Genomic DNA, 24,409 nt, shown 5'->3' on the forward strand with positions numbered 1-24,409 from the left:
GCGCACGGCAATCGTGCGTGTCCCGGGGCCCTCCGCGCCTCTTCGCGTCCTTTCGCGCGCTTCACTTTCTCTCTTCGTCGCGTTTCTCGTCGGCGTTACTCAGCTCACATGGCCCATGCGATAGCCGACTCCGCGCACGGTGATGATCCATCCGCCGGAACCGAGTTTCGCCCGCAGGCTGCTCACATGCGTATCGATGGTGCGGCTCGTCTTGGACCAGGTGCTGCCCCACACCTTGGCCATCAGCTCTTGTCGCGTCACCACGGTGTGGGAGTTGGCGGCCAGCGTGTGCAGCAATTCGAATTCCTTCGAGGTGACCTCGATGAGCCGGTCGCGCAGCCGCACCTCCCGGGTACGCGGATCAATATGGAGCGACTGGAGGGAAATGGTGCCCGACGGGGCGGATTTGGGAGCCGCGCGTCGCAGTACCGCCTCGATGCGGGCGCCTATCTCCCGGAATCCCCAGGTTTTCGCGACGCAGTCGTCGGCGCCCGCCTTGAGGGCCAGTACCCGTTCCAGTTCCTCGTCGAGGTGGGTGAAGGCGATCACGGGGATGTCGCTCTGTGCGCGCAGCGACTGACAGACCTCGAGACCGTCGATGTCGGGCAGTTCCAGGCACAGCAGCACCAGGTCGGCGTCCCGGTACATCCGCAGGGTCAGACCCCCGGTGTCGATGCTGCGGGCGGCGTAACCCTGCCGGCGCAGATCGCGCACGATGGATTGGGCGGTGGAGTCGTCCGGTTCCACCACGAGTACGTGTCTCACGCGGCCAGGCCCTTCCTCGTCAGCATCTCGTCCCGTCAGCTCACGGCTTCGAACGGCGGCCGGGTGGGCGCAGCCGTGTGACCGGAGCCGGGGTCGGCCCACAGATACTGGAAGGCGTATGCCGCGGAGGCCATGGTCATGTGGTGGTGCCAGCCGGGGAACGACCGGCCCTCGAAGTCGAGCACTCCGAACCGTTCACGCAGGGCGACGAGGGCCGTCCGGGCGGCGGCCTGCCCGCGCACCAGCGCCATGACCTCCTCCACGCTCCGGTCGATGAGGCTGGTGATCCAGTACCGGGCCGGCCGGTGCCGGTCCGGCGAGGGGCATTTCAGCACGTGGTAGGTGGTGCGGGAGGAGGTGTCGGGCCTGCCGGCGCCGCGCCGCCGCGGCAGCCGGATCGTCCCGGCGTAGGCGTAGACGGGTACGGCCCTGGCGGGTCCGTCCGTCGTCTGGCACGCGATCACTCGGGGCTGCCGGGAGCGCCGGACCTCCATCAGTTCGCCGACGCGGGTCGGTGTCACGGCACGTCCCACCAGCACGGTCTGGGTCGGCGCGACCTCGCACACCGTGTGCAGCCGGTGCCGGGCGAGCCCGCTCAGCACCCCGTTCGCGTCCTGACACCGGGTGAGGTCGAGCACCCAGGGCAGTCCGGGGAGGCGGGGCTGCTCGACGACGGCGGCGGCATGGTCGAGAACGTAGGCGCGCACGGACCGCGCGGTCTCCTCCTCCGGTATGCGCGCCCGGGATCTTCGCCGCCGGTCCTGGGCCCAGCCGTCGTCCAGGACGAGGCTCCAGGCCACGGGGAAACAGCGGGTGTCGGCGGCGAGGAAGAGGCCCACGGCGCGCTGGCCGTTGACGGTGCATCCGGTCGCGGTGTCGATCTGGCGGTGCACGCCCACCGAGTGCTCGCCGCGCTTGGGTATGACGAGTTCGGCGACGGTCCAGGCGTACGGCGTCGTGTTCGCGGCGATCCCGAGGGCGAGCCGGCGGCGGACGGGTTCCCAGGCCCACGGGCTGGCGTTGATGAACTGGTGCAGGCCCTGTGCGGCAGTCGGGGGGAGTGACTCGGTGCGCGCGATCCGTCGCAGCGTCTTCTTCCCGGTGGACCGCAGGAGACCGCGCAGGTACGCCCGCGCCCAACGGCGTTGTTCGGCCCGGTGGAGCGGCGTGAAGATCTCATCGAGGAACGTCTGCAGATACGCCTCGCCGCACTCCGTGGCCATGGGTAACCCGCTTGACGACATGGAAGTCACGCCCTCTCGCAACACATAGCCCGCTCCCCAGAAGGAATGCGGCGCACCGACCATCACATAAAAATACCGTCTCGAAGGAAAATTTCACGGGTGGCGCGTCGACTTCGCCACTTCGCAGACTGACCAGCGCCGACGTTGTCGGACCGGTCGGCTGCATGGCGCGAAAAAAGCAGTAGGCCCGGTACCGGAAGGGAAAGCGGGTGTGGTTGCGGGTGCGGAGGTGCGTGAGACAGGCGGCGCCGACGGGATGGGCGATGCGGGCGGGACCGGCGGTACCTATGGTGCGGGCGGGACCGGCGGTACCAATGGGCGCGGGCGGGACCGGCGGTACCAATGGTGCATACGGGACCGGCGGCTCCGACGCGACCGGCGGGGCGGGAAAGACAAGAGGCCCCGAAGGGCCGGGGTGACGGGTTTCGGTGACCGGTCGTGACGCGGAGGGGGCAACCGCCGGCTCCCGAACGCGCCGTCGCTAGGGGCGTTCGGGAGCAGGTGGTGTCGCCGCGCGCGACGCGCCGCCTCAGGAGACGAGCCGCTTGGCGGGGAAACCGTGGTTGCGGGACACGACGACGACCACGAGCACCGGCAGCAGCAGGAGCAGCATGGTCCAGGGGAACGAGTCGCTGCCGGTCGTGTCGAGCAGGACACCGCCGATGACGCCGGCGGCCGCCATGGCGACGTTCCACAGGGTGACGAGCATCGCCTGGGCCGCATCGGCCGCCGAGTCGCCGCCCGCGTCACCCGCCGCGGTCTGCAGGAGGGTGGGCACGCCGCCCCAGCCCAGGCCCCACAGGAAGGCGGCGATGTACACCAGGGCGGTGTTGTCGGCGAGCACGGCCAGCAGCGCCGCGGCGAGCCCGACCAGCAGGACACTCGCGATGCTGAGGGAGCGCAGGCGGTGGTGGATCTGCGCGCCCACGATCCAGATGCTCAGCAGCGAGGCGACGCCGAACACGAGCAGCAGCAGGTCGGTGCTGTCTCCCATGTCCAGGTCTTCCAGGAACGTCGCGACGTACGCGTACAGGATCGTGTGGGCCAGGACGAAGACGAGGGTGACGAACAGGACCGGGGTCACGCCCGGGACCTTCAGCGCCCGCAGCATCTTCGGCCGCTCGCCGCCCGCCTGCCCCGGGTAGTCCGGCACGGCCACGCCGATCCACGCCAGGAGGATCACCGTGAGCACCGTCATGCTCAGGAACGCCACGCGCCAGCCGACCGTCTCGCCGAGGAAGGTTCCGGCGGGCACACCGAGGGAGAGCGCCACCGGGATACCCGCCATGGCGATGGCGATCGCCTTGCCCTGCAGGTGGACGGGGGCCATGCGACGCGCGTATCCGGCGAGCAGGGCCCAGGCCAGGCCGGCGGCGACACCGGCGACGAACCGCGCCACCATCGTCAGCCCGTAGTGGGAGGACACGGCGGTGACGGTGTTGGCCAGGGCGAAGCCCGCCATGGCGACCAGCAGCAGCCGCTTGCGCCGCCACGCGGCCGTGGCCGCGGTCAGCGGGATCGCGGTCAGGGCGGTGCCCAGGGCGTAGATGGTCACGGTCTGCCCGGTCGCCGACTCGCTCACGTGGAGGTCGTCGCTCATGGCCGGGAGCAGACCCGCGGGGAGGGTCTCGGTGAGGCTGGTGATGAAGACGGCGACGGCGAGGGCCAGCAGGGCGAACAGCGGGAGTTTCTGCTGTTCGCCCGCGTCCTTCGCGGGTGTCGCGTCGCGGGACTCCTCGCCTGGTACGGCCGCGGTATCGGGTGAACTGGTCATGTCATTCGACTCCGGTTTTCCTGGGGGACGGTGCGTTCGGCCGCACCGGGGAGGTGCGGGGGGTCGGTGGGAAGTGGCAGGAGGTACGGGGACTTCGGCGGGGCCGGGCCTGCGGGTCACGGCCGGTCGAGGCCGCCGTCGACCGGGAGGCGGGCGCCCGTCGTGAACGTCGCCTCCGTGGCCAGGAAGAGCGCGGCGCGTGCCACCTCCTCGGCCGAACCCAGACGGCCCAGAGGTGGCAGTGCCGCGGCACCGCCGCTCGGCGCCTCGATGCAGCCGGGGGCCACCGCGTTGACGCGAATGCCGCGGGACGCGAGCTCCGCGGCGAGTGCCCGCAGGGCCGCCGGGGAAGGGACGGCGGAGGTGAGCACGACCGCTCCCCCACTCCTGACGCGGGGCAGCAGCGGGCGCGTGGTGGGCACGGCGTCGGCGAACACGAAGTCGACGCCGTCGGACCCCACGTCGGACTCCATGTCGGGCTCGGCGCCGGTCAGGGTGACGACGCGGGCGGCGGAGCCCAGTTCGGCGCTCGCGTCCGCCCGTTCCTGCGCGGTGCGCACGGCCAGCAGCACCTCCGCGCCGCCCTCCACGAGGCGCTTGGCGATGGCCAGACCGATGCCGGTGGCCTGGCCGACGACCATGGCCTTCATGCCCGCGTACCGGGTCATACCTGACGTCCTCCCGACGGTCCTGCTGCCGGGCATGCCGCGTCACCCGCTGGTTAACACTGTGCGGGCGGGCCCTTCGGAGAGACTTCGGATCGGCTGACGAACCACTGACGCCCGGGGCGCCTGACGATCCGTACGCCGGGGCCCGGGTGCGGGGCGCGGTGCGTGGGGCGCGGACCTGTACGGTTGTTGACATGCGGTTTGGGGTGCTCGGGCCACTCGTGGTGTGGGAGCAGGGGGAGGCGGTCCGAGTCCCCGAGTTCAAGGTCCGGGCACTGCTCGCGGATCTGCTCGCGCACGAGGGGCGTCCCGTCTCCGTGGACCGGCTCGTCCACGATCTGTGGGGCGAGGAGTTGCCCGGAAAACCGGCGGGCGCCCTCCAGGCCAAGGTGTCCCAGCTGCGCAGGGTGCTCGGCCGGGACCGCGTGGTGCGCCAGGCACCGGGTTACCGGCTGCTGCTCGATCCGGCCGTGGACGAGGTGGACGCCGACCGGTTCCGCGCCCTCGTGGCCGAGGCCCGCCCCCTCCCCGACGCGCGGGCACGGGCCGCGCTGCTCACCGAGGCCCTCGATCTGTGGCGCGGCCCCGCCTACGCGGACTTCGCGGACGAGGAATTCGTACGGCCGGCCGTGCAACGCCTGGCGGAGGAGCGGCTCACGGTCGTGGAGGAGCAGATCGGGGCCCGCCTCGAGGCGGGTGACCAGATGCTGCTCGGCGCCGAGTTGACGGACCTCGTGGCGCAGCACCCGCTGCGGGAGCGCCTGCGCGCCCTCCAGATACGGGCGCTCTACCTGGCGGGCCGCCAGAGCGAGGCCCTCGCCTCGTACGAAGACCTGCGGTCCCGCCTTGCCGGGGATCTCGGGGTCGACCCCAGTCCCGCGCTCGCCGCCCTGCACCAGGCGGTGCTCCGCCAGGACCCGAGCCTGATACCCGCTTCCCCGCCACCGGCCCGACCGGCCCCCGAGCCCATCCGCCGCCCGGCCGCGTCCACGGTCCGTCCACCCACCGGGCCCCCGGCGGGGGCCTTCCACCCGAACCTGCCCGTCCCGCTCACCCCCCTCATCGGCCGGGAGGAGACGCTCGCCCGCCTCGCCGGGCTTCTGGGCACGGCCCGCCTGGTGACGCTCACCGGTCCCGGCGGGGTCGGAAAGACCCGCCTCGCCCTGGCGGCGGCCGCCACCCCGGTGGACGAACCCCCCGACGGCGTCTGGCTCGTGGAGTTCGCCGGCGTGCGGGCCGCCGCCTCCTGCGCCGACCTGGCGCAGGTCGTCGCCGCGGCGCTCGGCATCCGCGACGACGCCCCGTCCGCCCTGCCGGGTACCGGCTCGCCGACTGCGGCCGCCTCCCCCGCGCACCGTCTGGCCGCCGCCCTGCGCGACCGCCGCGCCCTCCTCGTACTGGACAACTGCGAGCACGTCATCGAGGCCGCCGCGGAGCTCGCCGAACTGCTCCTGCGCACCGCGCCCGGGCTGCGGGTGCTGGCCACGAGTCAGGAACCCGCGGGGCTGGCGGGCGAGGTCGTCTTCCTGGTGGAGCCCCTCGAGACGGCGGATGCCGTACGGCTGTTCCTGGAGCGTGCCTCCGCCTCCGCACCCGGCTTCGCCTCGGACACGCACCCGCCGGACGCCGCCGTACGGGACGCCGTGGCCGAGATCTGCCGTCGCCTGGACGGCATCCCGCTCGCCCTGGAGCTCGCCGCCACCCGGGTGCGCGCCCTGGGTGTGAAGGAGCTGGCGGCCAGACTGGGAGACCGGTTCCGGGTGCTGACCGCCGGGCAGCGGGGCGCACCGGCCCGGCAGCAGACCCTGCGCGCCATGATCGACTGGAGCTGGGAACTGCTCAGCGCACCCGAACGCATCGTCCTGCGCCGGCTGGCCGCGCACAGTGACGGCTGCGACCTCGCCGCCGCCGAAGCGGTGTGCGCGGGCGACGGCGTGGCCCGGGACGAGGTGCTGGACCTGGTGACGCGGCTCGTCGACCGGTCCCTCGTCGTCGTCGTGAACGGGCCGACGGGTCCCCGCTACCGGCTGCTGGAGTCGGTCGCCGCGTACGCGACGGACCGGCTGCACGAGATGCAGGACCTGACCGCCGTACGCGACCGCCACCTGCGTCACTACCTCGCGCTGGCCGAGCGGGCCGAGGAACGGCTGCGCGGCCCGGACCAGCGTGCCTGGCTCACCCTCCTGGACGCCGAGGCCGGCAACCTGCGCATGGCGCTCGACGAGGCGGTACGCCGTGCCGCCGCCGGCCGGGCCCACGAGGCCGTCCGGCTGGCCGGCGCGCTGTCGTGGTGGTGGCTGCTGCGGGGCCGCCTCAGCGAGGCCCGCCGCAGCCTTTCCGCCGTCGTCGCCGTCACGCCGCCGTCCTGCGGGGCGGGTCCCGAACTCGCCCTTCTGAACGCCGCGTTCGCCTTCCTCACCGGCGACCACGCGGCGGCCGCCGCCCTCGCCGACGCCGACGCCGTGCCCGACGCCGTACGCCGCGCCCGCGCCCTGTGGCTGTGCGCCTACGGCCTGTTCAGCACCGGTGAGGCCGACCGGGCGGAGGAGCTGAACACGCGGGCCCTCGCCCTGTTCGCCACGGCGGGCGAGCAGTGGGGGACCGCCGCGGCGCTCGGCCTGCGCGCGACGCTCGCGCTGGTCCGGGGCGACCTCGACGCGCTCGGCCGGGACGGGCGGCGCAGCGCCGCCCTCTTCGGTGAACTGGGCGACCGCTGGGGTGAACTGCAGACGGTCTCGCCGCTCGCCGCGCTCGCCGAGATCAGGGGTGAGTACGAGGAGGCGGCCCGCCTGCAGCACGAAGGACTGTGCATGGCGCGGGAGCTGGGCCTTCCGGCGGAGGTGGCGGCCCGGCTCTCCGGACTCGGCCGGCTCGCCCTGCTCGCCCACGACTGGGACCGCGGCCGTGACCTGCACGAGCAGGCGCGTCGTATCGCCGCCGAACAGGGCTACAAGTACGGCGAGATCCACGCGGAAATGGGCTTGGCCCTCGGCGCCCGCCGCGCCGGTGACCTGGACGCGGCGGAGGCGCACCTGCTGCGTCTCCGCGACGGCTACGCCGGGATGTCCTCGGAGGCGGGCGACCACTTGCTGCTGGCCGAGCTCGGCTTCATCGCCGAACTCCGCGGCGACCCGGACGCGTCCGCGTGCCATCACCTCGACGGCCTGGCCGTCGCCCGTTCCCTGGGTGAGCCGCGTGCGCTCGCGCTGTCCCTGGAGGGCCTCGCCGGTGCGGCGGCCCTGCGACGGACCGGGAGGGGTGCGGCTCGCGCCGCTCTGCTGCTCGGCGCGGCGGACGCGGCGCGCCGGGGCGTGGGAGCCCCGCTGCCGCCGGCCGAGCGCGGTGACGTCGACCGGATCACCGCGGCGGCCGAAGCGGTACTGGGCGGACCGGCCTTCAAGGAGGAGTTCGAGCGCGGCGCCCGGACAGCGGCGGAGGAAGCGGTCCGGCAGGCGCGCACGGTGCTCGACGGTTCGTAGGGCGGCTTCGGTTCTGCGACGGCGCCCCGCGCTGCTGGTCTAGCCGGCTGAGGCGGACGGGCACAGCCGGATGTCTCTCTCGGCCGAGGGAATGATGGCCCTGATCAGGGCGTTGGTGCGCTCCATCAGGTCGGCCCGGTCACTGAGCACCCAGGAGATGTGCTGCGCGCCGAAAAAGGCGGACACCAGGACGGTGGCGAGCGTCTCGGGCGATCTGATGTCCTGGTGGGCGAGGACGTCACGCCCCTGCGTCAGCCAGGTGGTGATGACCTTGGTGTACGACTCGAAGGGCAGCGGGAGCTGGACGCCGATCACCTGGCGTTCCAGTTGCAGCCGCGCTCCGGCCTGGATCACCGTCTCCTCACGGAACGCGGTCGCCGAGCGCAGCAGGAGTTCGGCGACGGAACACAGCGGCGGCAGCGCCAACTCCTCCACGGCTTGCGCCAGTTGCGTGATCCTGCGGTAGAAGACGTCGGTCACCGCGAGGGCGAGGGCGTCCTTGTTCTCGTAGTGGAAGTAGACGGCGCCCTTGGTCATGCCGGCGCCCTGGGCCACGTCGAGGATCGTCACCGCGGGATAGCCCTTGGCGGCGAACGCCCTGCCGGCCGCGCCGAGTATGCGCTCCCTCGTCTGGACTGCTCGCTCCTGCTTCAACTCCCGGGAACCCGACGACGGGTACGGGGGGCCGAAGACTTCATGGGGCATTCCCATGGTGATCCACTTTCGCGTCTGTGAAGGAGCCTGCTCGAAGGGAGGGCAGCGCCACGAGGAGCGGGGCCCGGAGGCCGGGCCGGCTTCCGGCGGACCGGGGCTGGGCAGCCGGCGCACCGTGCCGCCGCGGCGGAAGCCCTCGCCACGGAGGGCCGCACACATACCGTCACGACGGAATCCTACTGGAGGCTGGCGAAAAGCCGAAGGGTCGGTGCGGGGCGTTTGGTGGCTTTGATGGGCGTGTTTCCGGTACGCGGTTGGCCCTTTGGCTGCCTGAGCTGGATCAATCCGCGAAAAAGGAAGCCCCGTCCGGGGCCTCTGTGGGGCGAGTTCGCGCCACGGGCACCCCTTGCGGCGGGCGTTTCGGTGACGGTACGCGAGATGGCCGTAACCACACGTCAGGATGACGGGCTCTGTACCGGCCGACCGGCCTTCACACCGTGCCGGTCGGCGCGAGGAACTGCCATACCCGGCGGACCTGTTCGGCGGCTTCGCCGGGTCCGTGCGACGGGGCGGTGTGGTAGGTCCCGAAGATCACGGCGATGACGAGCGAGCTGATCCGTTCCGGTTGGTGCTGGCTTTCCAGCTGCCCCTGCTTCTGGGCGTCGCCGACGAGCCGGGTGAGCACGGCCGACAGATCGGTGACGAGCTGCGGCACCTGCCCTCGGGTACAGGCGTCCTCACACGCGAGCCGGAGACCGGCGCGGAACCGCAGATCCGTGTGGATGCGGGACACCAGGCCCACGGTGAGGCGGTGCAGGCTGGTCAGCGGGGGGTCGCCGTCGTCCATCCCCCGCAGCAGTTCGTACCCCACGCCGTCGAACGCGGAGGTGAACACGTCCGCGAGGGCGTCCTTGGACGGGAAGTGGGCGTACAACGCGCCCTTGGTCATGCCGACATGGGCCGCGATGCGCTGGAGATTGGCACCGGCGTAGCCGTGGCGGGAGAACTCGTCGGCCGACGCGTCCAGGAACCGCTCGTGAGTCCTCGCCGCCCTCTCTTGTTTGACCATTGTGCCCCTCCGTCAACAACCGGTCACTCAAGATAACAGTCGTTGAGGAATTTTTTTCTGGGAACGGCCAGGAGGACGCAAAGCCGGACTAGTCCCGGGGCAGCAGCGGACCGAGCGGACCGAGGTCCAGGTTGAGGTCTTCGGGCCGCAGTCCGTAACGGTCCCGCAGTTCCGTCATGCGGTCGTCGAGCAGCATCAGCGTCAGGCCGATCCGCTCCTCCTGCTCCTCGTTCAGGTCGCCCGCGTCGAAACGGCGCAGGGCCTGCTTCTCCATGAGCTGGCGCAGCAGTTCCACCACGGTCAGGACGAGTTTGACCAGGTCCCGCTCGACGGTGTCGGGGTCGAGGTCGAGCCGGTTGCGGCGGGTCGTCATGTCAGCTCCTCCCAGGGCGACGGGACGTTCTCGTTCACGGAGCTGATCAGGGCATTGAGGTCGATGCGGACGAGGTCGACGTCCGCGATGCGCAGCGTGATGTCGCCCGCGATGACGACGCCGCCGGCCAGCAGCCGGTCGAGGAGGTCCACGAGGGCGATCTCACGGCGTTCCACGACGGTCACCCCTCCGCCTCCCCCGGTGCGGACTGCGCGGCCTGCACGAACGAGTAGGCCGCCCAGGGGCCGGTGAGTTCCACGCGCATGCCCGGCACGTCGTCCTTCGCGCTGTCGACCAGTTCCACGAACCCCTCGGACTCGGCGCGCGGCACCAGGTAGGCGGCGTTCAGGACGTTCAGGCCGGGTGCCCCGGAGAGCGCCCCGTTCTGCGGGTCGTGCAGCCGGGACTCCTCCGCGCGGGCGGACAGCGTCCGGTGCAGCCGGCCCGCGAACGATTCGGCCCGCTGCCACATCTCCTCGCTCGCGCGGGCCTGCCGGCGCCGCCGCGCGAGATAGTCGCGGCCGGACGCCGGTCGCCCCGCGGACTCGGGTTCCTCCGTGCGCGCCCCGGGTTCGGGCTCCGGCTCGGCGTACGCCTTCACGCCCCACTCCACCCGGCCGTCGAGCCGCTCCAGCGTGTTCCGGAACGCGTCCCCGCGTTCCTCCAGCATCACGCGTACGCCGCTGTCGTCGCGGAAGACCGTGCCGAGGCGGAGCGGCAGCGGCGTGGTGACGGTGGTGAGCGCGTCGATGACGCCCTGGTGGGCGCGGGCGGTCTCGGTCAGCCAGTCGAGGTCTTCCAGGTGCTGCCGGAGCGGTTCCTCGGCGAAGTCCTGCTCCGGCACCGTGCTGACGACGGCGACCAGGCCGCGGTGCGTCAGCAGCGCCGGGGGCGCCCCGGCGACCCCGGCGAGCTGGGACTGCAGGGCGGCGCCGAAGGGGCGGCAGACGGCGTAGACGTAGCGCAGTCCGGTCGTCACGGGGCCCTCCTTTCCGTCCGGCCGGGCTCCAGGCTCTCCGCCCGGTCGGGCTCCAGGGCTGCGAGGCGCTCACGCAACTCTGCGTTTTCCCGGGCGAGTTCGTCACGCCGGGCGCCCGAGGACAGCGCCGGGTCGGTCTCCCACCAGTCGATGCCCATCTCCTTGGCCTTGTCGACGGACGCCACGATGAGCCGCAGCTTCACCGTCAGCAGTTCGATGTCCAGCAGGTTGATGCGGATGTCGCCCGCGATGACGACGCCCTTGTCGAGCACCCGCTCCAGGATGTCGGCGAGGTTGGCCCCGGAGTCGCGTCCGTAGGGGTCGGGCAGTCGGCCGGCTGTCGTCATCGACGGCTCCCGTCCTCGGCGTACGCGTCGTCGTCCTCGTACGCGCTCTCGTTCTCGTCCTTACCGGTCTCGCAGTCGTCGTCGTACTCGTCGGCGGTGTCAGGGTTCCCGGGGGTGTCGGGGGTGACGCCGGCGAGCCGGTCGCGCATCCGGGCGGTGCGGTCGCGGAGTCCGTTCGCGAGTGAGCCCGGGCGCCGGTCGGACACCACGGCCGAGACCGCCCTGCCGACGCCGCTCAGGTACCCCCGCAACTGGTCCCGGATCTCCTCGAGCCGCGGATTCTGCCTCGGCTGCCCGGCGACCGGGCCGCCGAGGGCCTTCGAGGAGAGGGTCGTCCACCACCCCGCGGCCAGGCCGCCGACGACACGTGCCGTCTTCGCCTTCTTCGTCCGGCCGCGTACGTATCCGGCCCCCGCGGCCAGGCCGAGTGCCAGTCGGTTCATCGTGCCGTCCCGTCTCTTCGCGCACTCATCCGCTCACCGATCTCCATCCGGTCGAGCAGTTCGTCCTCCATCCCGTCGAACTCCTCCTCGGTGATCTCCCCGGCCTCCAGCCGCTCCTCGAGACGGCCCAGTTCGGCCCGTACGGTGGCGGGGTCGTAGTAGATCCGCTCGGCCTCGTTCAGCACCTGCCCGATGGCCCAGGCACTGCCGCGCACGGGGGCGAACGGCAGCAGCAGCACCTCTGTGACCAGTCCCACGGCGTCACCCCGATCCGGTGTCCGCGGCCGCGCCCGCCGCGGCGCCCGCGGGCTCCGCGGGACCCGGCTCGACGAAGCTGTACGGCGGCAGCGGGCCGTTCACCCGCACCTCCAGGTGCGGCAGGGCGGCGCGGACCCGTTCGACGGCGGCCAGGAAGTCCTCGGCCGAGGCCCTGGGCACGAGGAACGACACGTTGGCGAGCCAGCCGGTGGACTCGGGGCCCACGCTGACCGCGTCGGCGGCCGGCTCCAGGGCGCTCCGCAGCGCGGCCGCGTCCTCGGACTCCTTCGCCTTGACGGCCGCCGCCACCGCCTCGCCCAGGCGCAGCTTGTCGTCGTAACTCCCGCCCTCGGATTGCCGGTTGGCTTCCGCGAGGGCACGGATCTGGGCGTTCTCCGCCATCACGTGGTGCAGGACGGCGTCTTCGACGTGGTTGCCCTTGACGTTGTACTCGACGCGGCCGTCCAGCGCCCGCAGGCGTTCCTGGTAGTGCTCGGCGCGTTCGGCGAGCACGGCGGTGACCGCGTCCTCGTCCGGGGCGGCGCTGCCGAACCGCATGGGCAGCACGCAGCCGGCCACGCCCGCCTCGGTCAGCACGTTCTGATGGGCCAGCAGGTCCCTGCGCTTGGGCCGCAGGTCCTCGGGGCCGTCGCTCACCAGGGCCGACAGGTCGCCCTCACTGAGGATCCGCACCGGCCGGGGCGGGTCGCCGACGCCGCCCATCCCCTCGGGAAGCGCGGGGTGCGAGCGCGCCGCGATGCCGTAGACGTACGTGCTCATTCCTGCTCCGCCTTCCTGCTGCGCGAGGACGTGCTCTTGCGGGCACGCCGGGGCTCCTCGCTGCCGCTGTCCTCACGGACCTGCTTGATGGCTCCGGAGATGGTCTCGGCGGCGCCGGACAGGGCGCCCTTGGACTTGCCGCGCGCACCGGACTCGGTGATCTCGCCGACGATGTCGGGCAGTCCGGGGCTCTTGCGGGGGCCGGCCTCCAGATCGAGCCGGTTGCAGGCCTCGGCGAAGCGCAGATACGTGTCCACGCTCGCGACGACGACCCGCACGTCGATCTTCAGGATTTCGATGCCCACCAGGGACACGCGCACGAACGCGTCGATGACGAGCCCCCTGTCGAGAACGAGCTCGAGCACGTCGTAGAGGCCGCTGCTTCCGCCTCCGCCGCCGGTCTGTGTTGCCGGTACCACAGTCATGTCGACCGTTCCTCCCCTTCTGCGTCTGCTGTCTGCTGTCTGTCGGTTGCTGGTGCTTCTGCTTCCTCTGTCGGACGGGTGGGGGTGTCGGGCGGTAGGGGTACGGGCCCCCCGGTCCCCGCCGGGCCTTCCGGCGTTGCGGCGGCCTACTGGCCTGCGCCGGGCATGCCGGTCAGGCCGCTGGCCTGCGCCCGGGCTGCGGGCTACTGGCCCCCGCCGGACCTCCGGGTGTCGGCCCTGCCACGTTCGTAGCGGCGGACGCGCCGGTAGCCGGTGAGCGTGCCCCGTGGATCGAGGTCCACCCGGTAACTCGCCAGCAGGCTCATCGTGTCCGGGACCCGTTCGAGTTCGAGGACCTCGACCTCCACCGTCCAGCCGTCCTCCGTCCGCTCGAAGGAGGAGACGGACTCGGCGGCCATTCCGGTGAGCTCCGTGAGCTGGCCGCGCGCCTGGCGCAGCACTTCGACGGGGCTCGGCCGGTCGCCGCCGCCCGAGGATTGTGATGTCTGCGGATCCTGTGCTTCCTGAGTTTTTCGCGTGTTCTGTGTGTTCGACATGGCCACCTCACAACGCCGGGTGGCCGCAACAGCCTTGGCCAAACCTTCAGCAGCACACTTCGTTCACTCGCGCAACTGGAGATCAGGACAATTCGGCGAGCCGGCGCCGCGCCGGTCCCAGGGCGCGGCGCCGGCGCATGATCGCCGACCAGGGCCGGGTACGGGCCTGCTCGGCGGCGTCGGCGATGGTCCAGCGGCGGGCGTGCAGCCCGGGGTCCGCCAGCGACTCCCAGGCGACGGGGGTGGCGACGGGCGCGCCGGGCAGGGCGCGGACGGCGTACGGGGCGACGGCCGTCTGCGCGTAGGCGTTGCGCTGCACGTCGAGGTAGAGCCGGTCGCCGCGGTCCTTCTTGCGGGCGGCGGTGGTGAGCCGGTCCGGGTGGGCGGCGGCCAGGGTGTCCGCGACGTCGCGCGCGAACTCCCGTACCTCGTCGAAGCCGTGACGGCCGTTGAGCGGGACCACGACGTGCAGTCCTCGGGAACCGGTGGTCATCAGGCCCGACGGCAGGTCGAGCTCGTCCAGGAGTCCGCCGAGCTGCCTGGCCGCCTCCCGGACGGCACCAAAGTCGTCGCCGGCCGGATCGAGGTCGAAGATCATCAGGTCGGGCCGGTCGGGATGGTCGGTGCGGGACAGCCAGCGGTGCATCGTGAGCGCGGCCTGGTCGGCCAGGTACAGCAGGGTGGCCGCGTCGTCGCACACGGTGTGGCAGACGGTGCCGCCCTCCTTGGCCAGTTCGGCGCGGGTGATCCACTCGGGATAGTGGCCCGGGGTGTTCTTCTGCATGAACCGCGGGCCGTCCAGGCCGTCCGGATGCCGTTCGAGCATCAGGGGACGGCCCCGCAGGTGCGGCAGCATGCAGGGCGCGATCGAGCGGTAGTGGGCGACCAGGTCCGCCTTCGTCACGTCCTTCGCCCCGGTGCCGTCGCCGGGGATCAGGATCTTGTCCGGCCGGTGGATCTCGACCGCGCGGTGCCCGGCCCGCACGGTCGCGGCCCGCCCGTCGGCCGCGCTCACGGCCCCTTCCCCGCCCGCGCCGGGCGGCTCACGGCACCACCGCCTGCTCCACCAGCAGGCGCCCGGCGGCGGCGATGGAGTCCGCGTCGATGCCCGCGGCGCGCAACTGCTCCTCCGGGGTGGCCGAACCGGGCATCGTCCGCACGCCCAGCCGCACCAGGCGCGGCACCGGACGCCCGTCGAGGAAGGCGCCCAGCACCGCGTCCCCGATGCCGCCCTCCGGGTGGTGGTCCTCCACGGTGATCAGACAGCCGGTCTCCTCCGCGGCGCTGCGCAGGGTGAGGCGGTCGACGGGCTTGACCGAGTACAGGTCGATCACCCGGGCCTTGATGCCCTCCCGGTCGAGGGCGTCGGCGGCGGCGAGCGCCTCCGGCACGGTGACGCCGGCCGCGACGAAGGTCATCCGGTCCGAGTCGGAGGAGCGCAGCACCTTGCTGCCGCCGACCGGGAAGGCCTCCTCGGGGCCGTAGATCACCGGGCTCTCGCCGCGGGAGGTGCGCAGGTAGCGCACACCCTCCAGGCCGGCCATGTCGGCGACGAGCCGGGCGGTCTGGTTGGCGTCGCACGGGTAGAGCACGGTCGAGCCGTGCACGGCGCGCATCATCGCCAGGTCTTCCAGGCCCATCTGGCTCGGCCCGTCCTGGCCGATCGCGACGCCCGCGTGCGAGCCGACGAGGTTGATGCCGGTTCCGCTGATCGAGGCCATGCGCACGAAGTCGTACGCGCGCGTGAGGAACGCCGCGAACGTGGTCGCGTACGGCACCCAGCCGCGCGCCGCCATGCCGACGGCCGCGGCGACCATCTGCTGCTCGGCGATGTAGCACTCGAAGTAGCGCTCGGGGTGCTCCTTGGCGAACGTCTCCGCGCGGGTGGAGTCGCCGACCTCGCCGTCCAGGGCGACGATGTCGCCGCGTGCCGTGCCGAGCGCGGCGAGCGCCTTCCCGTACGCGTCGCGCGTGGCGACGCCACCGTCCCCGTGCCCGCTCCTGTCCCAGCGGGGCAGGCGGAGGTCGCCGGTGCTCACGGAGTGCAGCATCCTGGTGGCCGGCGGCTCCTGCACCCGGATGCGGAGGTCGCGGGGGCCGCCGAGTTCGGCGATCGCGTCGTCGGCGTTCTTCAGCGGCTTGCCGTGCAGGCCCTCGCGGTCCTCCACGTCGGTGACGCCCTTGCCCTTGAGGGTGCGCGCGATGATCGCGGTGGGCCGGCCCCTGGTGGACGCGGCCTCGCCGTACGCACGGTCGATCGCGTCGACGTCGTGCCCGTCGATCTCCACGATGTGCCACCCGAAGGCCCGGAAGCGGCGGGCGTACGCGTCCAGGTCGTGGCCGTGCCGGGTGGGCCCGCGCTGGCCGAGCCGGTTGACGTCGACGATCGCGATCAGATTGTCGAGATGCTCGTGTCCGGCGTGCTCGGCGGCCTCCCAGACGGAGCCCTCGGCGAGTTCGCTGTCCCCGCACAGCACCCACACCCGGTACTCGGCCCGCTCCAGCCGCTTGCCCGACAGGGCGATGCCGACGCCCACCGGCAGGCCCTGGCCGAGCGATCCGGTGGCCGTCTCCACCCACGGCAGCCGCTGCGGGGTGGGATGTCCCTCGAGCCGGCTGCCGAGCGTGCGGTACGTGAGGAGTTCGGCGTCGTCGATGGCACCGGCCGCCTTGTACGCGGCGTACAGCAGCGGCGAGGCGTGTCCCTTGGAGAGGACGAAGCGGTCGTTGCCGGGGTGGGCGGGGCGGTCGAAGTCGTAGCGCAGATGGTTCGCGAGGAGTACGGCCATCAGGTCCGCGGCGGACATCGACGACGTCGGATGCCCGGACCCCGCGGCGGCCGAGGCCCGGATGCCGTCCACCCGCAACTGCTGGCCCAGCTCGACGAGTTCACCGGTGTTCATGAGTCTCCTTCTCCTGCTTGTTCGCGAGTGGTGCCGGGGGTTCCGTTGTCGTCGGGGCCGCGGTCTCTGTCTTCGGGGCTGCCTGGGCTGCGCGTGCTGCCGGGCGGCGCGCCCGACGGGGCCCGGGGCACGGGCGACGTCGGGACCCGGGGCGGCCGATGCGCGGCGGCGGCCCGGGACCGCGGTGGCCGGCAGCGGAAGTGGCCGGTCGGGTCCGGCAGCGCGACGCCGACGCGGGCGCGGGCCGGCCGGAACGACGTACGGGCGGCCGGCCGGTACCGGGCGAGACCGGCACCGGCGATCACGATGCGGGGTGGGCTCACGGTGCGCCTCCGGGGCTGTCGCGTCGCGTACCTCGGGAGCCTTCCGCGTCCCCCCGCCGGGGTCGGCCAAACGTGGCCAGCCACCGCGACCGGCCGGGACCGGGGCACGGCCCGCGGTCCGGCCGGCAGGGTCCGCGCTCGTCCACGGCCCTTCCGGACGGCGGGGCCCCCTGACCGTCCCCGGCCCTCCGACCGGCCGGTTTCCCAGCCGGTCCCCGGGTACTCGGAGGTCCCACCCCTCCCCCGTCCACCTCCCCACCCACCGCCTCGCCGGGCCCCCGGCTCGAGGCAGGGGGCCCGAGGGTCCCTCCTTCGTCATCGTCATCAACCATCCTCGTGGAGGCCCACCGTCATGCCCGAATACGGCTATTTCCTCTCGTGCGAGCAGTACGGGCCCGCCGAACTGGTCGAGCAGGCCCGGATGGCCGAGCAGGCCGGTTTCCAGGCGTTGTGGATCTCGGACCACTACCACCCCTGGAACGACGAGCAGGGTCAGAGCCCGTTCGTGTGGTCGGTGATCGGCGCGTTGTCGGAGGCGGTGTCCCTGCCGGTCGAGACGGCCGTGACCTGCCCGACGGTACGGATGCACCCGGCGGTCGTCGCACAGGCCGCCGCCACGAGCGCCGTGATGACGGACGGCCGGTTCCGCCTGGGCGTCGGCACGGGCGAGGCCCTCAACGAGCACATCCTCGGCCACGCCTGGCCGCCCGCACACGTGCGCCTGGAGATGCTGGAGGAGGCGATCCAGGTGATGCGCCGGCTGTTCACGGGCGAGGAGGTCAGCCACCACGGCACGCACTACACGGTGGAGAACGCCCGCCTCTACACCGTTCCGGACGAGCCCGTCCCGATCGACGTCTCCGGGTTCGGACCCGCCGCGACGAAGCTGGCGGCCCGGGTGGGCGACGGCTACATCACGATGATGCCGGACGCGACGATGGTGGAGCAGTACCGCAAGGGCGGGGGCGGCGGGAAGCCCGTCAGCGGCGGTACCAAGGTCTGCTACGACACGGACCGCGACGCGGCGGTACGCACCGTGCACCGTCTGTGGGCGAACGAGCAACTGCCCGGCGAGCTGGCCCAGGTGCTGCCCTCGCCGACCCACTTCGAACAGGCGCAGTCGCTCGTCACCGAGGACATGGTGGGCGGGAACCGGGTGTGCGGCGACGACGTGGAGGAGCACGTGGCCGAGCTGCGCGGGTTCGCCGAGGCGGGCTTCGACCGGGTCTACGTCAACCAGATCGGCCCCGACCTGCGCGGCTTCTTCGACTTCTACCGCACGAAGGTGCTGCCCCAGCTCCGGCAGGAATCCTGACGGGGCGAGGGCGAGGAAGAGGGGCAGGGATGGAGATGCGGACGCGGACGGGCCGGGCACACGGACGGGGACGACGGTGAAACTGCACCGGCCGGCGGTGTCCGTCTACACCGTCCCGACCGACGCGCCGGAGGCCGACGGCACACTGGCCTGGGACACCACGACCGTGGTCATCACCGAGGTGTCGGCGGGCGGCTCGACCGGCACGGGCTGGACGTACGGCCCGGCGGCGGTCGGCGACTTCCTGGCCGAGCACCTGGCCCCGCTGGTGGAGGGCCGCAGCGCCCTGGACGTCCCGGCCGCGCACGACGCGATGTGCCGCGCCGTGCGCAACGCGGGCCGCCCCGGCATCGCGGGCTGCGCGATCTCGGCACTGGACATCGCCCTGTGGGACCTCAAGGCCCGGCTGCTCGAACTGCCCCTGGTGCGCCTGCTGGGCGCCTGCCGCGAGCAGGTGCCGGTGTACGGCAGCGGCGGCTTCACGACGTACCACGACACGCATCTGGAGGCCCAGCTGAACGGCTGGGTGCACGGGCAGCACATCCCGCGCGTGAAGATCAAGATCGGCGAGGGCCGGGGCGGCGAGGCGGCGCGCGACCTGGCCCGGGTCCGCTCGGCGCGTCAGGTGATCGGCGACCGGGCGGAGCTGTACGTCGACGCGAACGGCGCCTACACCCGCAAGCAGGCGGTGCGGGTGGGCGTCGCGCTCGCCGAGCACGGCGTCGGCTGGTTCGAGGAGCCGGTCTCCTCGGACGACCTGACGGGGCTGCGGCTGGTCCGGGACGCGCTGGTGAGCGACGTGACGGCCGGTGAGTACGGCTACGACCTGGCGTACTTCGCGCGCATGATCACGGCCGGGGCGGTGGACTGCCTCCAGATCGACGCGACGCGCTGCGGCGGCCCGACGGAGTTCCTGCGGGCGGCGGCGCTGGCCCAGGCACACGGGCTGGAGGTGTCCGCGCACTGCGCCCCGCACGCCCACGCCGCGCCGGCCGCCGCGATTCCCAACCTGCGGCACATCGAGTGGTTCCACGACCACGTCCGTATCGAGGACATGTTCTTCGACGGCGCCCTCGATCCCACGGGGGGCACGGTCTCCCCCACGGCGGACCTCGGCCACGGGCTGACGCTGCGGGCGGAGGAGATCGCCGAGTTCCGGGTGGCGTGAGTGACCGTCGGCGCGGCCCGGCGTCCGGGTGGCGTGACCGTCGGTGCGGCCCGGCGGGACCGGGTGGCGTGCCCGGTGCGCCCGCTGCTTCCGCACGTGGGGCGGTGCCGTCGTACGCCGGTGTCACGTCGGCCGGTGGTGGCGCCTCAGTCCCGCCACCAGCGCCGCGCCCAGTCCGCCGGCCAGCGCACCCGCGCCCATCCGGTTCCGGTTGCGCGACAGCCAGACCTGGGCGCTCGCGCCGGTCGCCTCGGCGTCGAAGCGGCCGTGGGCGCCGAAGTCGTGGCCGTGGGGCCCGTCCACCGGCTCCCACAGGTTGCCGGTGCCGTCCCGTCCGCCCTCGCCCTGAGGGGCGTCGTCCTGCTGCGCGTCGAACCCGGTCCGTGCCAGGTAACGGTCGAGCAGTCCGGGCACCACGGCGTTGGCGAGCAGCGTCGCCGCGGTGGAGCCGCCCACCCAGTACTCCCGGCGCCGCCCGTGTCCGGCGGCGTGCACGATCGCACGGGCCACGACCTCGGGCTGGTACACGGGTGCCACGGGCCGCGCCCGGCCCGGCATGCGGCTCAGCACCCAGTCGAACTGCGGGGTGTTGACGGCCGGCAGTTGCACCATCGTGGTGCGTACGCCACTGCGCGTGTGCAGCAGCTCGCAGCGCAACGACTCGTTGAAGCCCTGAATGGCGTGCTTGGCGCCGCAGTACGCGGACTGCAGCGGTATCCCCCGGTAGGCGAGCGCGGACCCGACCTGGACGACCGTGCCCCGGTTGCGCGGCAGCATGTGCCGCAGGGCGGCCCGCGTGCCGAACACGTACCCCAGGTACGTCACTTCGGTGACCCGGCGGAACTCGTCCGGGGAGATCTGCGTGAACGGCGCGAAGACGCCCGCGAAGGCGTTGTTGACCCACACGTCGATACCGCCGTACGCGTCCACGACCTGTTGCGCGGCATCGTCCACCGCCCGGGCGTCGGACACGTCGACCGGGACGGCGAGGGCCTCGCCCCCGGCCCGCCGCACCTCGTCCGCCGCACCGGCCAGCCCGTCGCGTCCCCGCGCGAGCAGGGCCACCCGGTCGCCCCGGGCGGCGAAGGCCACGGCGGCGGCGCGTCCCACTCCGGCGCCGGCCCCGGTCACCACGACGACTCTGCCCCGGCCGGACTGCTTCCCCTCACGCGAACGGCGCATCGGCACCCTCGGCATCACCGATCACGCCCGGCGTCGCGGCGGTGCGGGATCGTCACCGCGGCGGGCGCCGAGGGCCCACCGGGCGCGGCCGTCTCGGGCGGGACCGGGGGCGGCCCGTCGGCGGTGGCCCCGAACCCGGGCGCCACACCGGCCGGCGTCTCGGCCGCCGCACCGGCCTCGTGGGACACGGACGCCTTCGCCGACCCGCGCAGCACCGGGGCGGCCACGCCCAGCAGCGCCGCGGTGACCAGCGCCGCGGCCCAGGCCGGCAGGACGACGGCGAGCGCGAGGCCCACGGCGAGTGCGAGGGCCGCGCCCGCGTACAGGGCGACGGCGCCGGACGCGGCGTGGAGCGCCGCCCTGCGCCGCTGTCCGGGGGTCTGCTCGCGCAGTTCGCCGCGGACTGCCTGCCGCGCGACCCGCGCCAACTCCTCGGCCAGGTGTTCGTCCACGTGCTCCAGACGGTCCAGGCGTTCGGGACGGTCCGGACGATCCAAGCGGTTCATGGCCGCCGGGTACCCGTGCGCCCGTGCCGGTAACGCCACGGGCGCCCCAGGGGCGGGAAGGCCGAGGAGGTTGACGGGGATCGTGTGAAACGATCACCGTCCCCGGCCGTCCCCAACTAGGCTCGTCCGCATGGACATTCTGGGAGCCACGCTGCGCGTATGCGTCGACGACCTGGAGACCGCGGTCCCCTTCTACGAACGCCTCGCGGGCGGCACGGCGCTCCGCTTCGAGCGCGGCGGCGTACAGGTGGCGGCGGTCGGTTGCTTTCTGCTGATGAGCGGCCCGAAAGAGCAACTCGAGGTGCTGCGCAAGGTGGCGGCGACCATCGCCGTCGACGACGTCGACACGGCGCACCAGGTGCTGAGCGACCTGGGCGCCCACATCGTCGCCGGTCCGGTCGCGTCACCCGCGGGCCGCAACCTGATCGCGATGCATCCGGACGGCATGGTGTACGAGTACGTGGACCGCCGCCAGTAGACCGGCCGCCGCACCCCTTCCACCGCACCGTGCCCGTCTCCGCACCCGCTAAGGGGCCGGCGACGGGGACGGCTCGGGCCGCATCCGGAAGTCGTACCGTTCCGGGAGCGGTTCGTCGCCGTTGACGGCCGTCCACAACCGGCCGATGTCCTCGGAGCCCTCCCGCAGGTCGGCGACCTCGAAGCCCGCGTCGAAGACGGCCCGGGCCTCTTCGCGCCGCCCCTCGGCGAGCAGCAGCCCCGCCTCGATCAGACGGAACCGCCCGCGCGCCCGCGTGGCCCGGTCCAGTCGCTGCCACACGGCCCGCGCTTCGGCGGGCCGCCCGACGGCGAGCAGCGCCTCGATCGCCTCGCGGCCCAGCGCGGCCGTGGCGGCCACCCAGCGCTCGTGGACGTCGCCGCCGACGTCGCCGCGCTCCCGGCACAGGTCGTCGAAGGCCTCGGCGTACCGCTCGGCGGCGCGCTCGGGATTGCCGCCCTCCTGGTCGGCGACGGCGAGGCAGCGCAGCATGGGCCACACCGTGGGGGCGATCCGCAGTCCGCGTTCCCAGCTGCGTTCGGCCTGCGCGCGGTCCCCGGCGTGCCACTGGGCGATGCCGAGGTGGTATTCGGTGTGCGCGGTGGCGGGCGCGGTCTCCAGCATGTCGCGCCAGTGCGGCGCGACGAGCGTCGGGACGGGCGGTTCCGCGCGGTCGGGTTCGGGTACGGTCCCGGCACGCAGCAGGTGCAGCCAGGGCTGCTGGGCGGCGCCGAGCGTGCGTTCCGCGAAGGGGGTGCCGGGCAGTTTCCATCCGGCGCGCAGTACTTCGAGGGCGCCCCAGCCGGAGCCGGTGGCGAGCGGCTCGCCGGGTTCGGTGTCGGCGTGGGGCAGCCAGGCGGCGTACGCGGCGTCGACGGCGGCACGCGGCAGCACCGCCTCCAGCCGGTCCTCGGCCCCACCCAGCACGGCGTGCCACTCCGCCGCCGGTGACGGGGACGGGTCCGCCACCGAGGTCGGGGGCGCGTCGAGCGGGCCGTAGGACTCCAGCCAGGACACCTCGCTGCCCGCTTCGAGCGGGACGTGTTCCAGCTGGGTGCGGGCGAGGCCGGCCTGGATCTCGCAGTAGCCGCCGGTGCCCGGTTCGGTGAGCCACTCCTGCCATCGGCGACCGCCCGGCCCGGTGCCCCAGACGAACAGTTTCCGGCCGCGGAGCACGTCGGTGGACGTCTGCACCAGGCCGTGCCCGTCGGCGTCGAGGGCGGCGATCCAGCGGCGCCGGCCGTCCGGCACCTCGTAGAAGTAGTCGGCGGGGTACGTGCTGTTCGCCGGGTACGTACGGTCGATGCCGCCGTTCACGGGGACCGGTACGTTGCGCAGCCGGCGTTCGTAGCCGAAGTGCCAGGCGTCGTCGGCGGGGGCGAGGACGCGGCGGTCCTCGGGCACGGCGATGTTGGACCACCAGTACAGGGGCGCGGACCGCTCGTGGGGGTTGCGGACGCGGACGCCGACGTGGAGGAAGTCGGAGCCGTCGGGCAGCCACAGGTCGACCTGGAAGGGCAGGTCGCGCAGCCGTTCCCACTCCCACAGGCGCAGCATGTCGGTGCCGTCGGGTGCCGGGACGCGGGCGGCGTGCACGGGGCTGCAGGAGAGGGTGGTGTGGCCGGTGGCGCCGATGTTCCATTCGATGCCGCCGGAGTACCAGGCCCCGTTGAGGGCGAAGTCGGCGGGCTGGAACACCGGGTTGCGGTAGAGGAGTTCACGGCCGGTGGGCTTGTGGAAGAGGGAGGCGATCCGGCCGCCGAGTCCGGGCAGGACGGTGGCTTTGAGCCGGTCGTTCTCGATGACGAGGGTGTCGAGGGCGCGTGGGGCGCGGGTGCGGTCGTAGCCGTCACGGATGTGCACGGGGAGCAGGCTGTGCAGGGGTTCGTGGCCGACCTGCCGGGCCATGTCGCGCGGCAGGCCCTTCTTGTCGCGGTCCTCGACGCGGTGCGTCTCGTCGAGGGGCCGCAGCGGCGGCAGTGGATTGTCCTGGCCCAGCGGCGCGGCGGGCAGCGTCAGTACCTCGCGTCGGATCGTCGTCACGCTTCCCCATGGAAGCCGCTGGACGGCGAACTGGCCAGGGGCCCTGCCGACCGCGTTCACGCGCCGTCGCGCACCGGCATACCCCTCGTGCGCCCCTCACGCGCCGTGCGCATCTCAGCGGTGATCGCCCAGCGTTCGTGGTCGCGCCAGGCACCGTCGATGAACAGCATCTGCGGGGAGAAGCCCTCCAGGCGGAATCCGCAGGTGGCGGCCAGTGCGACCGACGCGGCGTTGGCGGGCTGGACGTTGATCTCCAGCCGGTGCAGCCGCATCGGGCCGAACGCGTGCCGCACCACCAGGTCCAGCCCCTCCTTCATCAGTCCCCGCCCGGCCGCGTGCGGGAAGGCCCCGTAGCCGAGGGCGCCGCTGAGGAAGGCACCGTGCACGATGTTGTTGATGGTGATGTACCCGGCGATGCCGCCGCCCTCCCGCTCGCACACCAGGAACCCGGCCCTGGTGGGGTCGTCGATCACCCGCCCCGCGTACGCGGTGTAGGCGGCCTGGTCCTGCGGCGGGAACAGCCACGGGTGGTGGAGCCCCCGGCTTTCCCGGGCGCGCGCCGTGAACTCGGCCCCGTCCGCGTACGTGAGGGAACGGATGCCCACCCGGGGGCCGGTGGCGAGGTAGGGGGAAAGGTCGTGCGGCACCTCGCCACCCT

Annotated in this window: 25 protein-coding genes; 4 read left to right on the forward strand and 21 right to left on the reverse strand. The window is 73.0% G+C overall.

What is annotated here, in order from left to right:
• Positions 1-99: 99 nt before the first annotated feature.
• From ABZ354_RS00445 to ABZ354_RS00460, 4 genes are all read right to left on the reverse strand, one after another.
• Positions 100-765: a response regulator transcription factor gene (locus ABZ354_RS00445; RefSeq protein ID WP_358651369.1), complete on the reverse strand. Its 666-nt coding sequence runs from the start codon at positions 763-765 to the stop codon at positions 100-102.
• A 35-nt stretch (positions 766-800) separates the two neighbouring features.
• Entirely contained in the window at positions 801-1,988 is a 1,188-nt protein-coding gene (locus ABZ354_RS00450; RefSeq protein WP_358651371.1) for a transposase, read from the reverse strand.
• A gap of 550 nt (positions 1,989-2,538) precedes the next feature.
• On the reverse strand, positions 2,539-3,783 hold the full coding sequence (locus ABZ354_RS00455; protein WP_358651373.1) for an MFS transporter: 1,245 nt from the start codon (positions 3,781-3,783) through the stop codon (positions 2,539-2,541).
• 116 nt (positions 3,784-3,899) lie between these two features.
• Positions 3,900-4,451 (reverse strand): SDR family oxidoreductase, encoded by a 552-nt coding sequence (locus ABZ354_RS00460; protein ID WP_358651375.1) that lies wholly within the window; start codon positions 4,449-4,451, stop codon positions 3,900-3,902.
• A 194-nt stretch (positions 4,452-4,645) separates the two neighbouring features.
• On the opposite strand from ABZ354_RS00460, the gene ABZ354_RS00465 reads away from it, so the two are divergent.
• On the forward strand, positions 4,646-7,930 hold the full coding sequence (locus ABZ354_RS00465) for a BTAD domain-containing putative transcriptional regulator (protein ID WP_358651377.1): 3,285 nt from the start codon (positions 4,646-4,648) through the stop codon (positions 7,928-7,930).
• A 39-nt stretch (positions 7,931-7,969) separates the two neighbouring features.
• Here ABZ354_RS00465 and ABZ354_RS00470 read toward each other — a convergent pair whose 3' ends face one another.
• From ABZ354_RS00470 to ABZ354_RS00530, 13 genes are all read right to left on the reverse strand, one after another.
• Positions 7,970-8,635: a ScbR family autoregulator-binding transcription factor gene (locus tag ABZ354_RS00470; RefSeq protein ID WP_358651379.1), complete on the reverse strand. Its 666-nt coding sequence runs from the start codon at positions 8,633-8,635 to the stop codon at positions 7,970-7,972.
• Between the two features lie 439 nt (positions 8,636-9,074).
• On the reverse strand, positions 9,075-9,653 hold the full coding sequence (locus tag ABZ354_RS00475) for a TetR/AcrR family transcriptional regulator (RefSeq protein ID WP_358651381.1): 579 nt from the start codon (positions 9,651-9,653) through the stop codon (positions 9,075-9,077).
• An 88-nt stretch (positions 9,654-9,741) separates the two neighbouring features.
• The gene (locus tag ABZ354_RS00480; protein WP_358651383.1) at positions 9,742-10,026 is read right to left on the reverse strand and encodes a gas vesicle protein K; all 285 of its coding nucleotides are present in this window, start codon (positions 10,024-10,026) and stop codon (positions 9,742-9,744) included.
• Positions 10,023-10,211, reverse strand: a complete 189-nt coding sequence (locus ABZ354_RS00485; protein WP_358651385.1) for a gas vesicle protein — start codon at positions 10,209-10,211, stop codon at positions 10,023-10,025. Before ABZ354_RS00485 ends, ABZ354_RS00480 begins: the two co-directional genes overlap by 4 nt.
• The gene (locus ABZ354_RS00490; protein WP_358651386.1) at positions 10,208-11,005 is read right to left on the reverse strand and encodes a GvpL/GvpF family gas vesicle protein; all 798 of its coding nucleotides are present in this window, start codon (positions 11,003-11,005) and stop codon (positions 10,208-10,210) included. Before ABZ354_RS00490 ends, ABZ354_RS00485 begins: the two co-directional genes overlap by 4 nt.
• On the reverse strand, positions 11,002-11,352 hold the full coding sequence (locus ABZ354_RS00495; RefSeq protein ID WP_358651388.1) for a gas vesicle protein: 351 nt from the start codon (positions 11,350-11,352) through the stop codon (positions 11,002-11,004). The genes ABZ354_RS00490 and ABZ354_RS00495 overlap by 4 nt, the downstream gene beginning before the upstream one ends.
• Positions 11,349-11,795 (reverse strand): DNA primase, encoded by a 447-nt coding sequence (locus ABZ354_RS00500; protein WP_358651390.1) that lies wholly within the window; start codon positions 11,793-11,795, stop codon positions 11,349-11,351. The genes ABZ354_RS00495 and ABZ354_RS00500 overlap by 4 nt, the downstream gene beginning before the upstream one ends.
• Positions 11,792-12,052 carry a gas vesicle protein GvpG gene (locus tag ABZ354_RS00505; RefSeq protein ID WP_358651392.1) on the reverse strand — a complete coding sequence of 87 codons (261 nt, stop codon included), beginning with the start codon at positions 12,050-12,052 and terminating at the stop codon, positions 11,792-11,794. The genes ABZ354_RS00500 and ABZ354_RS00505 overlap by 4 nt, the downstream gene beginning before the upstream one ends.
• A 4-nt stretch (positions 12,053-12,056) precedes the next feature.
• Entirely contained in the window at positions 12,057-12,833 is a 777-nt protein-coding gene (locus ABZ354_RS00510) for a GvpL/GvpF family gas vesicle protein (RefSeq protein WP_358651395.1), read from the reverse strand.
• Positions 12,830-13,258, reverse strand: a complete 429-nt coding sequence (locus ABZ354_RS00515) for a gas vesicle structural protein GvpA (protein ID WP_358651397.1) — start codon at positions 13,256-13,258, stop codon at positions 12,830-12,832. The genes ABZ354_RS00510 and ABZ354_RS00515 overlap by 4 nt, the downstream gene beginning before the upstream one ends.
• Before the next feature lie 203 nt (positions 13,259-13,461).
• The gene (locus tag ABZ354_RS00520; RefSeq protein ID WP_358651399.1) at positions 13,462-13,815 is read right to left on the reverse strand and encodes a gas vesicle protein; all 354 of its coding nucleotides are present in this window, start codon (positions 13,813-13,815) and stop codon (positions 13,462-13,464) included.
• An 82-nt stretch (positions 13,816-13,897) separates the two neighbouring features.
• Positions 13,898-14,830, reverse strand: a complete 933-nt coding sequence (ligD, locus tag ABZ354_RS00525) for a non-homologous end-joining DNA ligase (RefSeq protein WP_358651401.1) — start codon at positions 14,828-14,830, stop codon at positions 13,898-13,900.
• A 28-nt stretch (positions 14,831-14,858) separates the two neighbouring features.
• Positions 14,859-17,366, reverse strand: a complete 2,508-nt coding sequence (locus tag ABZ354_RS00530; protein WP_358651403.1) for a transketolase — start codon at positions 17,364-17,366, stop codon at positions 14,859-14,861.
• 27 nt (positions 17,367-17,393) lie between these two features.
• On the opposite strand from ABZ354_RS00530, the gene ABZ354_RS00535 reads away from it, so the two are divergent.
• Positions 17,394-18,356: an LLM class F420-dependent oxidoreductase gene (locus ABZ354_RS00535; RefSeq protein WP_358651405.1), complete on the forward strand. Its 963-nt coding sequence runs from the start codon at positions 17,394-17,396 to the stop codon at positions 18,354-18,356.
• Positions 18,357-18,432: 76 nt separating this feature from the next.
• On the forward strand, positions 18,433-19,524 hold the full coding sequence (locus ABZ354_RS00540; RefSeq protein WP_358651407.1) for an enolase C-terminal domain-like protein: 1,092 nt from the start codon (positions 18,433-18,435) through the stop codon (positions 19,522-19,524).
• A 123-nt stretch (positions 19,525-19,647) separates the two neighbouring features.
• Here ABZ354_RS00540 and ABZ354_RS00545 read toward each other — a convergent pair whose 3' ends face one another.
• Together ABZ354_RS00545 and ABZ354_RS00550 are read right to left on the reverse strand one after the other, a co-directional pair.
• Positions 19,648-20,706 carry an SDR family oxidoreductase gene (locus tag ABZ354_RS00545; RefSeq protein WP_358651409.1) on the reverse strand — a complete coding sequence of 353 codons (1,059 nt, stop codon included), beginning with the start codon at positions 20,704-20,706 and terminating at the stop codon, positions 19,648-19,650.
• Positions 20,707-20,720: 14 nt separating this feature from the next.
• A complete protein-coding gene (locus ABZ354_RS00550) occupies positions 20,721-21,212 on the reverse strand; it encodes a phage holin family protein (protein WP_358651411.1) in 492 nt (163 codons plus the stop codon).
• 130 nt (positions 21,213-21,342) lie between these two features.
• Between ABZ354_RS00550 and ABZ354_RS00555 the strand changes: the two genes are divergently transcribed.
• Positions 21,343-21,690: a VOC family protein gene (locus ABZ354_RS00555; protein ID WP_358651413.1), complete on the forward strand. Its 348-nt coding sequence runs from the start codon at positions 21,343-21,345 to the stop codon at positions 21,688-21,690.
• Positions 21,691-21,738: 48 nt separating this feature from the next.
• Here ABZ354_RS00555 and ABZ354_RS00560 read toward each other — a convergent pair whose 3' ends face one another.
• Both ABZ354_RS00560 and ABZ354_RS00565 read right to left on the reverse strand, forming a co-directional pair.
• Positions 21,739-23,751: a DUF5107 domain-containing protein gene (locus ABZ354_RS00560; protein ID WP_358651415.1), complete on the reverse strand. Its 2,013-nt coding sequence runs from the start codon at positions 23,749-23,751 to the stop codon at positions 21,739-21,741.
• Positions 23,752-23,807: 56 nt separating this feature from the next.
• On the reverse strand, positions 23,808-24,398 hold the full coding sequence (locus ABZ354_RS00565) for a GNAT family protein (RefSeq protein WP_358651417.1): 591 nt from the start codon (positions 24,396-24,398) through the stop codon (positions 23,808-23,810).
• Between the last annotated feature and the right edge of the window lie 11 nt (positions 24,399-24,409).

Origin of the sequence: Streptomyces sp. NPDC005925 (genome assembly GCF_040638805.1) — a bacterium.
Lineage (GTDB): Bacteria > Actinomycetota > Actinomycetes > Streptomycetales > Streptomycetaceae > Streptomyces.

Coding starts and splice junctions, on each gene's coding strand:
- ABZ354_RS00450 (WP_358651371.1), bottom strand. CDS start 1,988: ATGGCCACGGAGTGCGGCGAGGCGTATCTGCAGACGTTCCTCGATGAG.
- ABZ354_RS00455 (WP_358651373.1), bottom strand. CDS start 3,783: ATGACCAGTTCACCCGATACCGCGGCCGTACCAGGCGAGGAGTCCCGC.
- ABZ354_RS00460 (WP_358651375.1), bottom strand. CDS start 4,451: ATGACCCGGTACGCGGGCATGAAGGCCATGGTCGTCGGCCAGGCCACC.
- ABZ354_RS00465 (WP_358651377.1), top strand. CDS start 4,646: ATGCGGTTTGGGGTGCTCGGGCCACTCGTGGTGTGGGAGCAGGGGGAG.
- ABZ354_RS00470 (WP_358651379.1), bottom strand. CDS start 8,635: ATGCCCCATGAAGTCTTCGGCCCCCCGTACCCGTCGTCGGGTTCCCGG.
- ABZ354_RS00475 (WP_358651381.1), bottom strand. CDS start 9,653: ATGGTCAAACAAGAGAGGGCGGCGAGGACTCACGAGCGGTTCCTGGAC.
- ABZ354_RS00480 (WP_358651383.1), bottom strand. CDS start 10,026: ATGACGACCCGCCGCAACCGGCTCGACCTCGACCCCGACACCGTCGAG.
- ABZ354_RS00495 (WP_358651388.1), bottom strand. CDS start 11,352: ATGACGACAGCCGGCCGACTGCCCGACCCCTACGGACGCGACTCCGGG.
- ABZ354_RS00500 (WP_358651390.1), bottom strand. CDS start 11,795: ATGAACCGACTGGCACTCGGCCTGGCCGCGGGGGCCGGATACGTACGC.
- ABZ354_RS00510 (WP_358651395.1), bottom strand. CDS start 12,833: ATGAGCACGTACGTCTACGGCATCGCGGCGCGCTCGCACCCCGCGCTT.
- ABZ354_RS00515 (WP_358651397.1), bottom strand. CDS start 13,258: ATGACTGTGGTACCGGCAACACAGACCGGCGGCGGAGGCGGAAGCAGC.
- ABZ354_RS00520 (WP_358651399.1), bottom strand. CDS start 13,815: ATGTCGAACACACAGAACACGCGAAAAACTCAGGAAGCACAGGATCCG.
- ABZ354_RS00530 (WP_358651403.1), bottom strand. CDS start 17,366: ATGACGATGACGAAGGAGGGACCCTCGGGCCCCCTGCCTCGAGCCGGG.
- ABZ354_RS00535 (WP_358651405.1), top strand. CDS start 17,394: ATGCCCGAATACGGCTATTTCCTCTCGTGCGAGCAGTACGGGCCCGCC.
- ABZ354_RS00545 (WP_358651409.1), bottom strand. CDS start 20,706: ATGCGCCGTTCGCGTGAGGGGAAGCAGTCCGGCCGGGGCAGAGTCGTC.
- ABZ354_RS00550 (WP_358651411.1), bottom strand. CDS start 21,212: ATGAACCGCTTGGATCGTCCGGACCGTCCCGAACGCCTGGACCGTCTG.
- ABZ354_RS00555 (WP_358651413.1), top strand. CDS start 21,343: ATGGACATTCTGGGAGCCACGCTGCGCGTATGCGTCGACGACCTGGAG.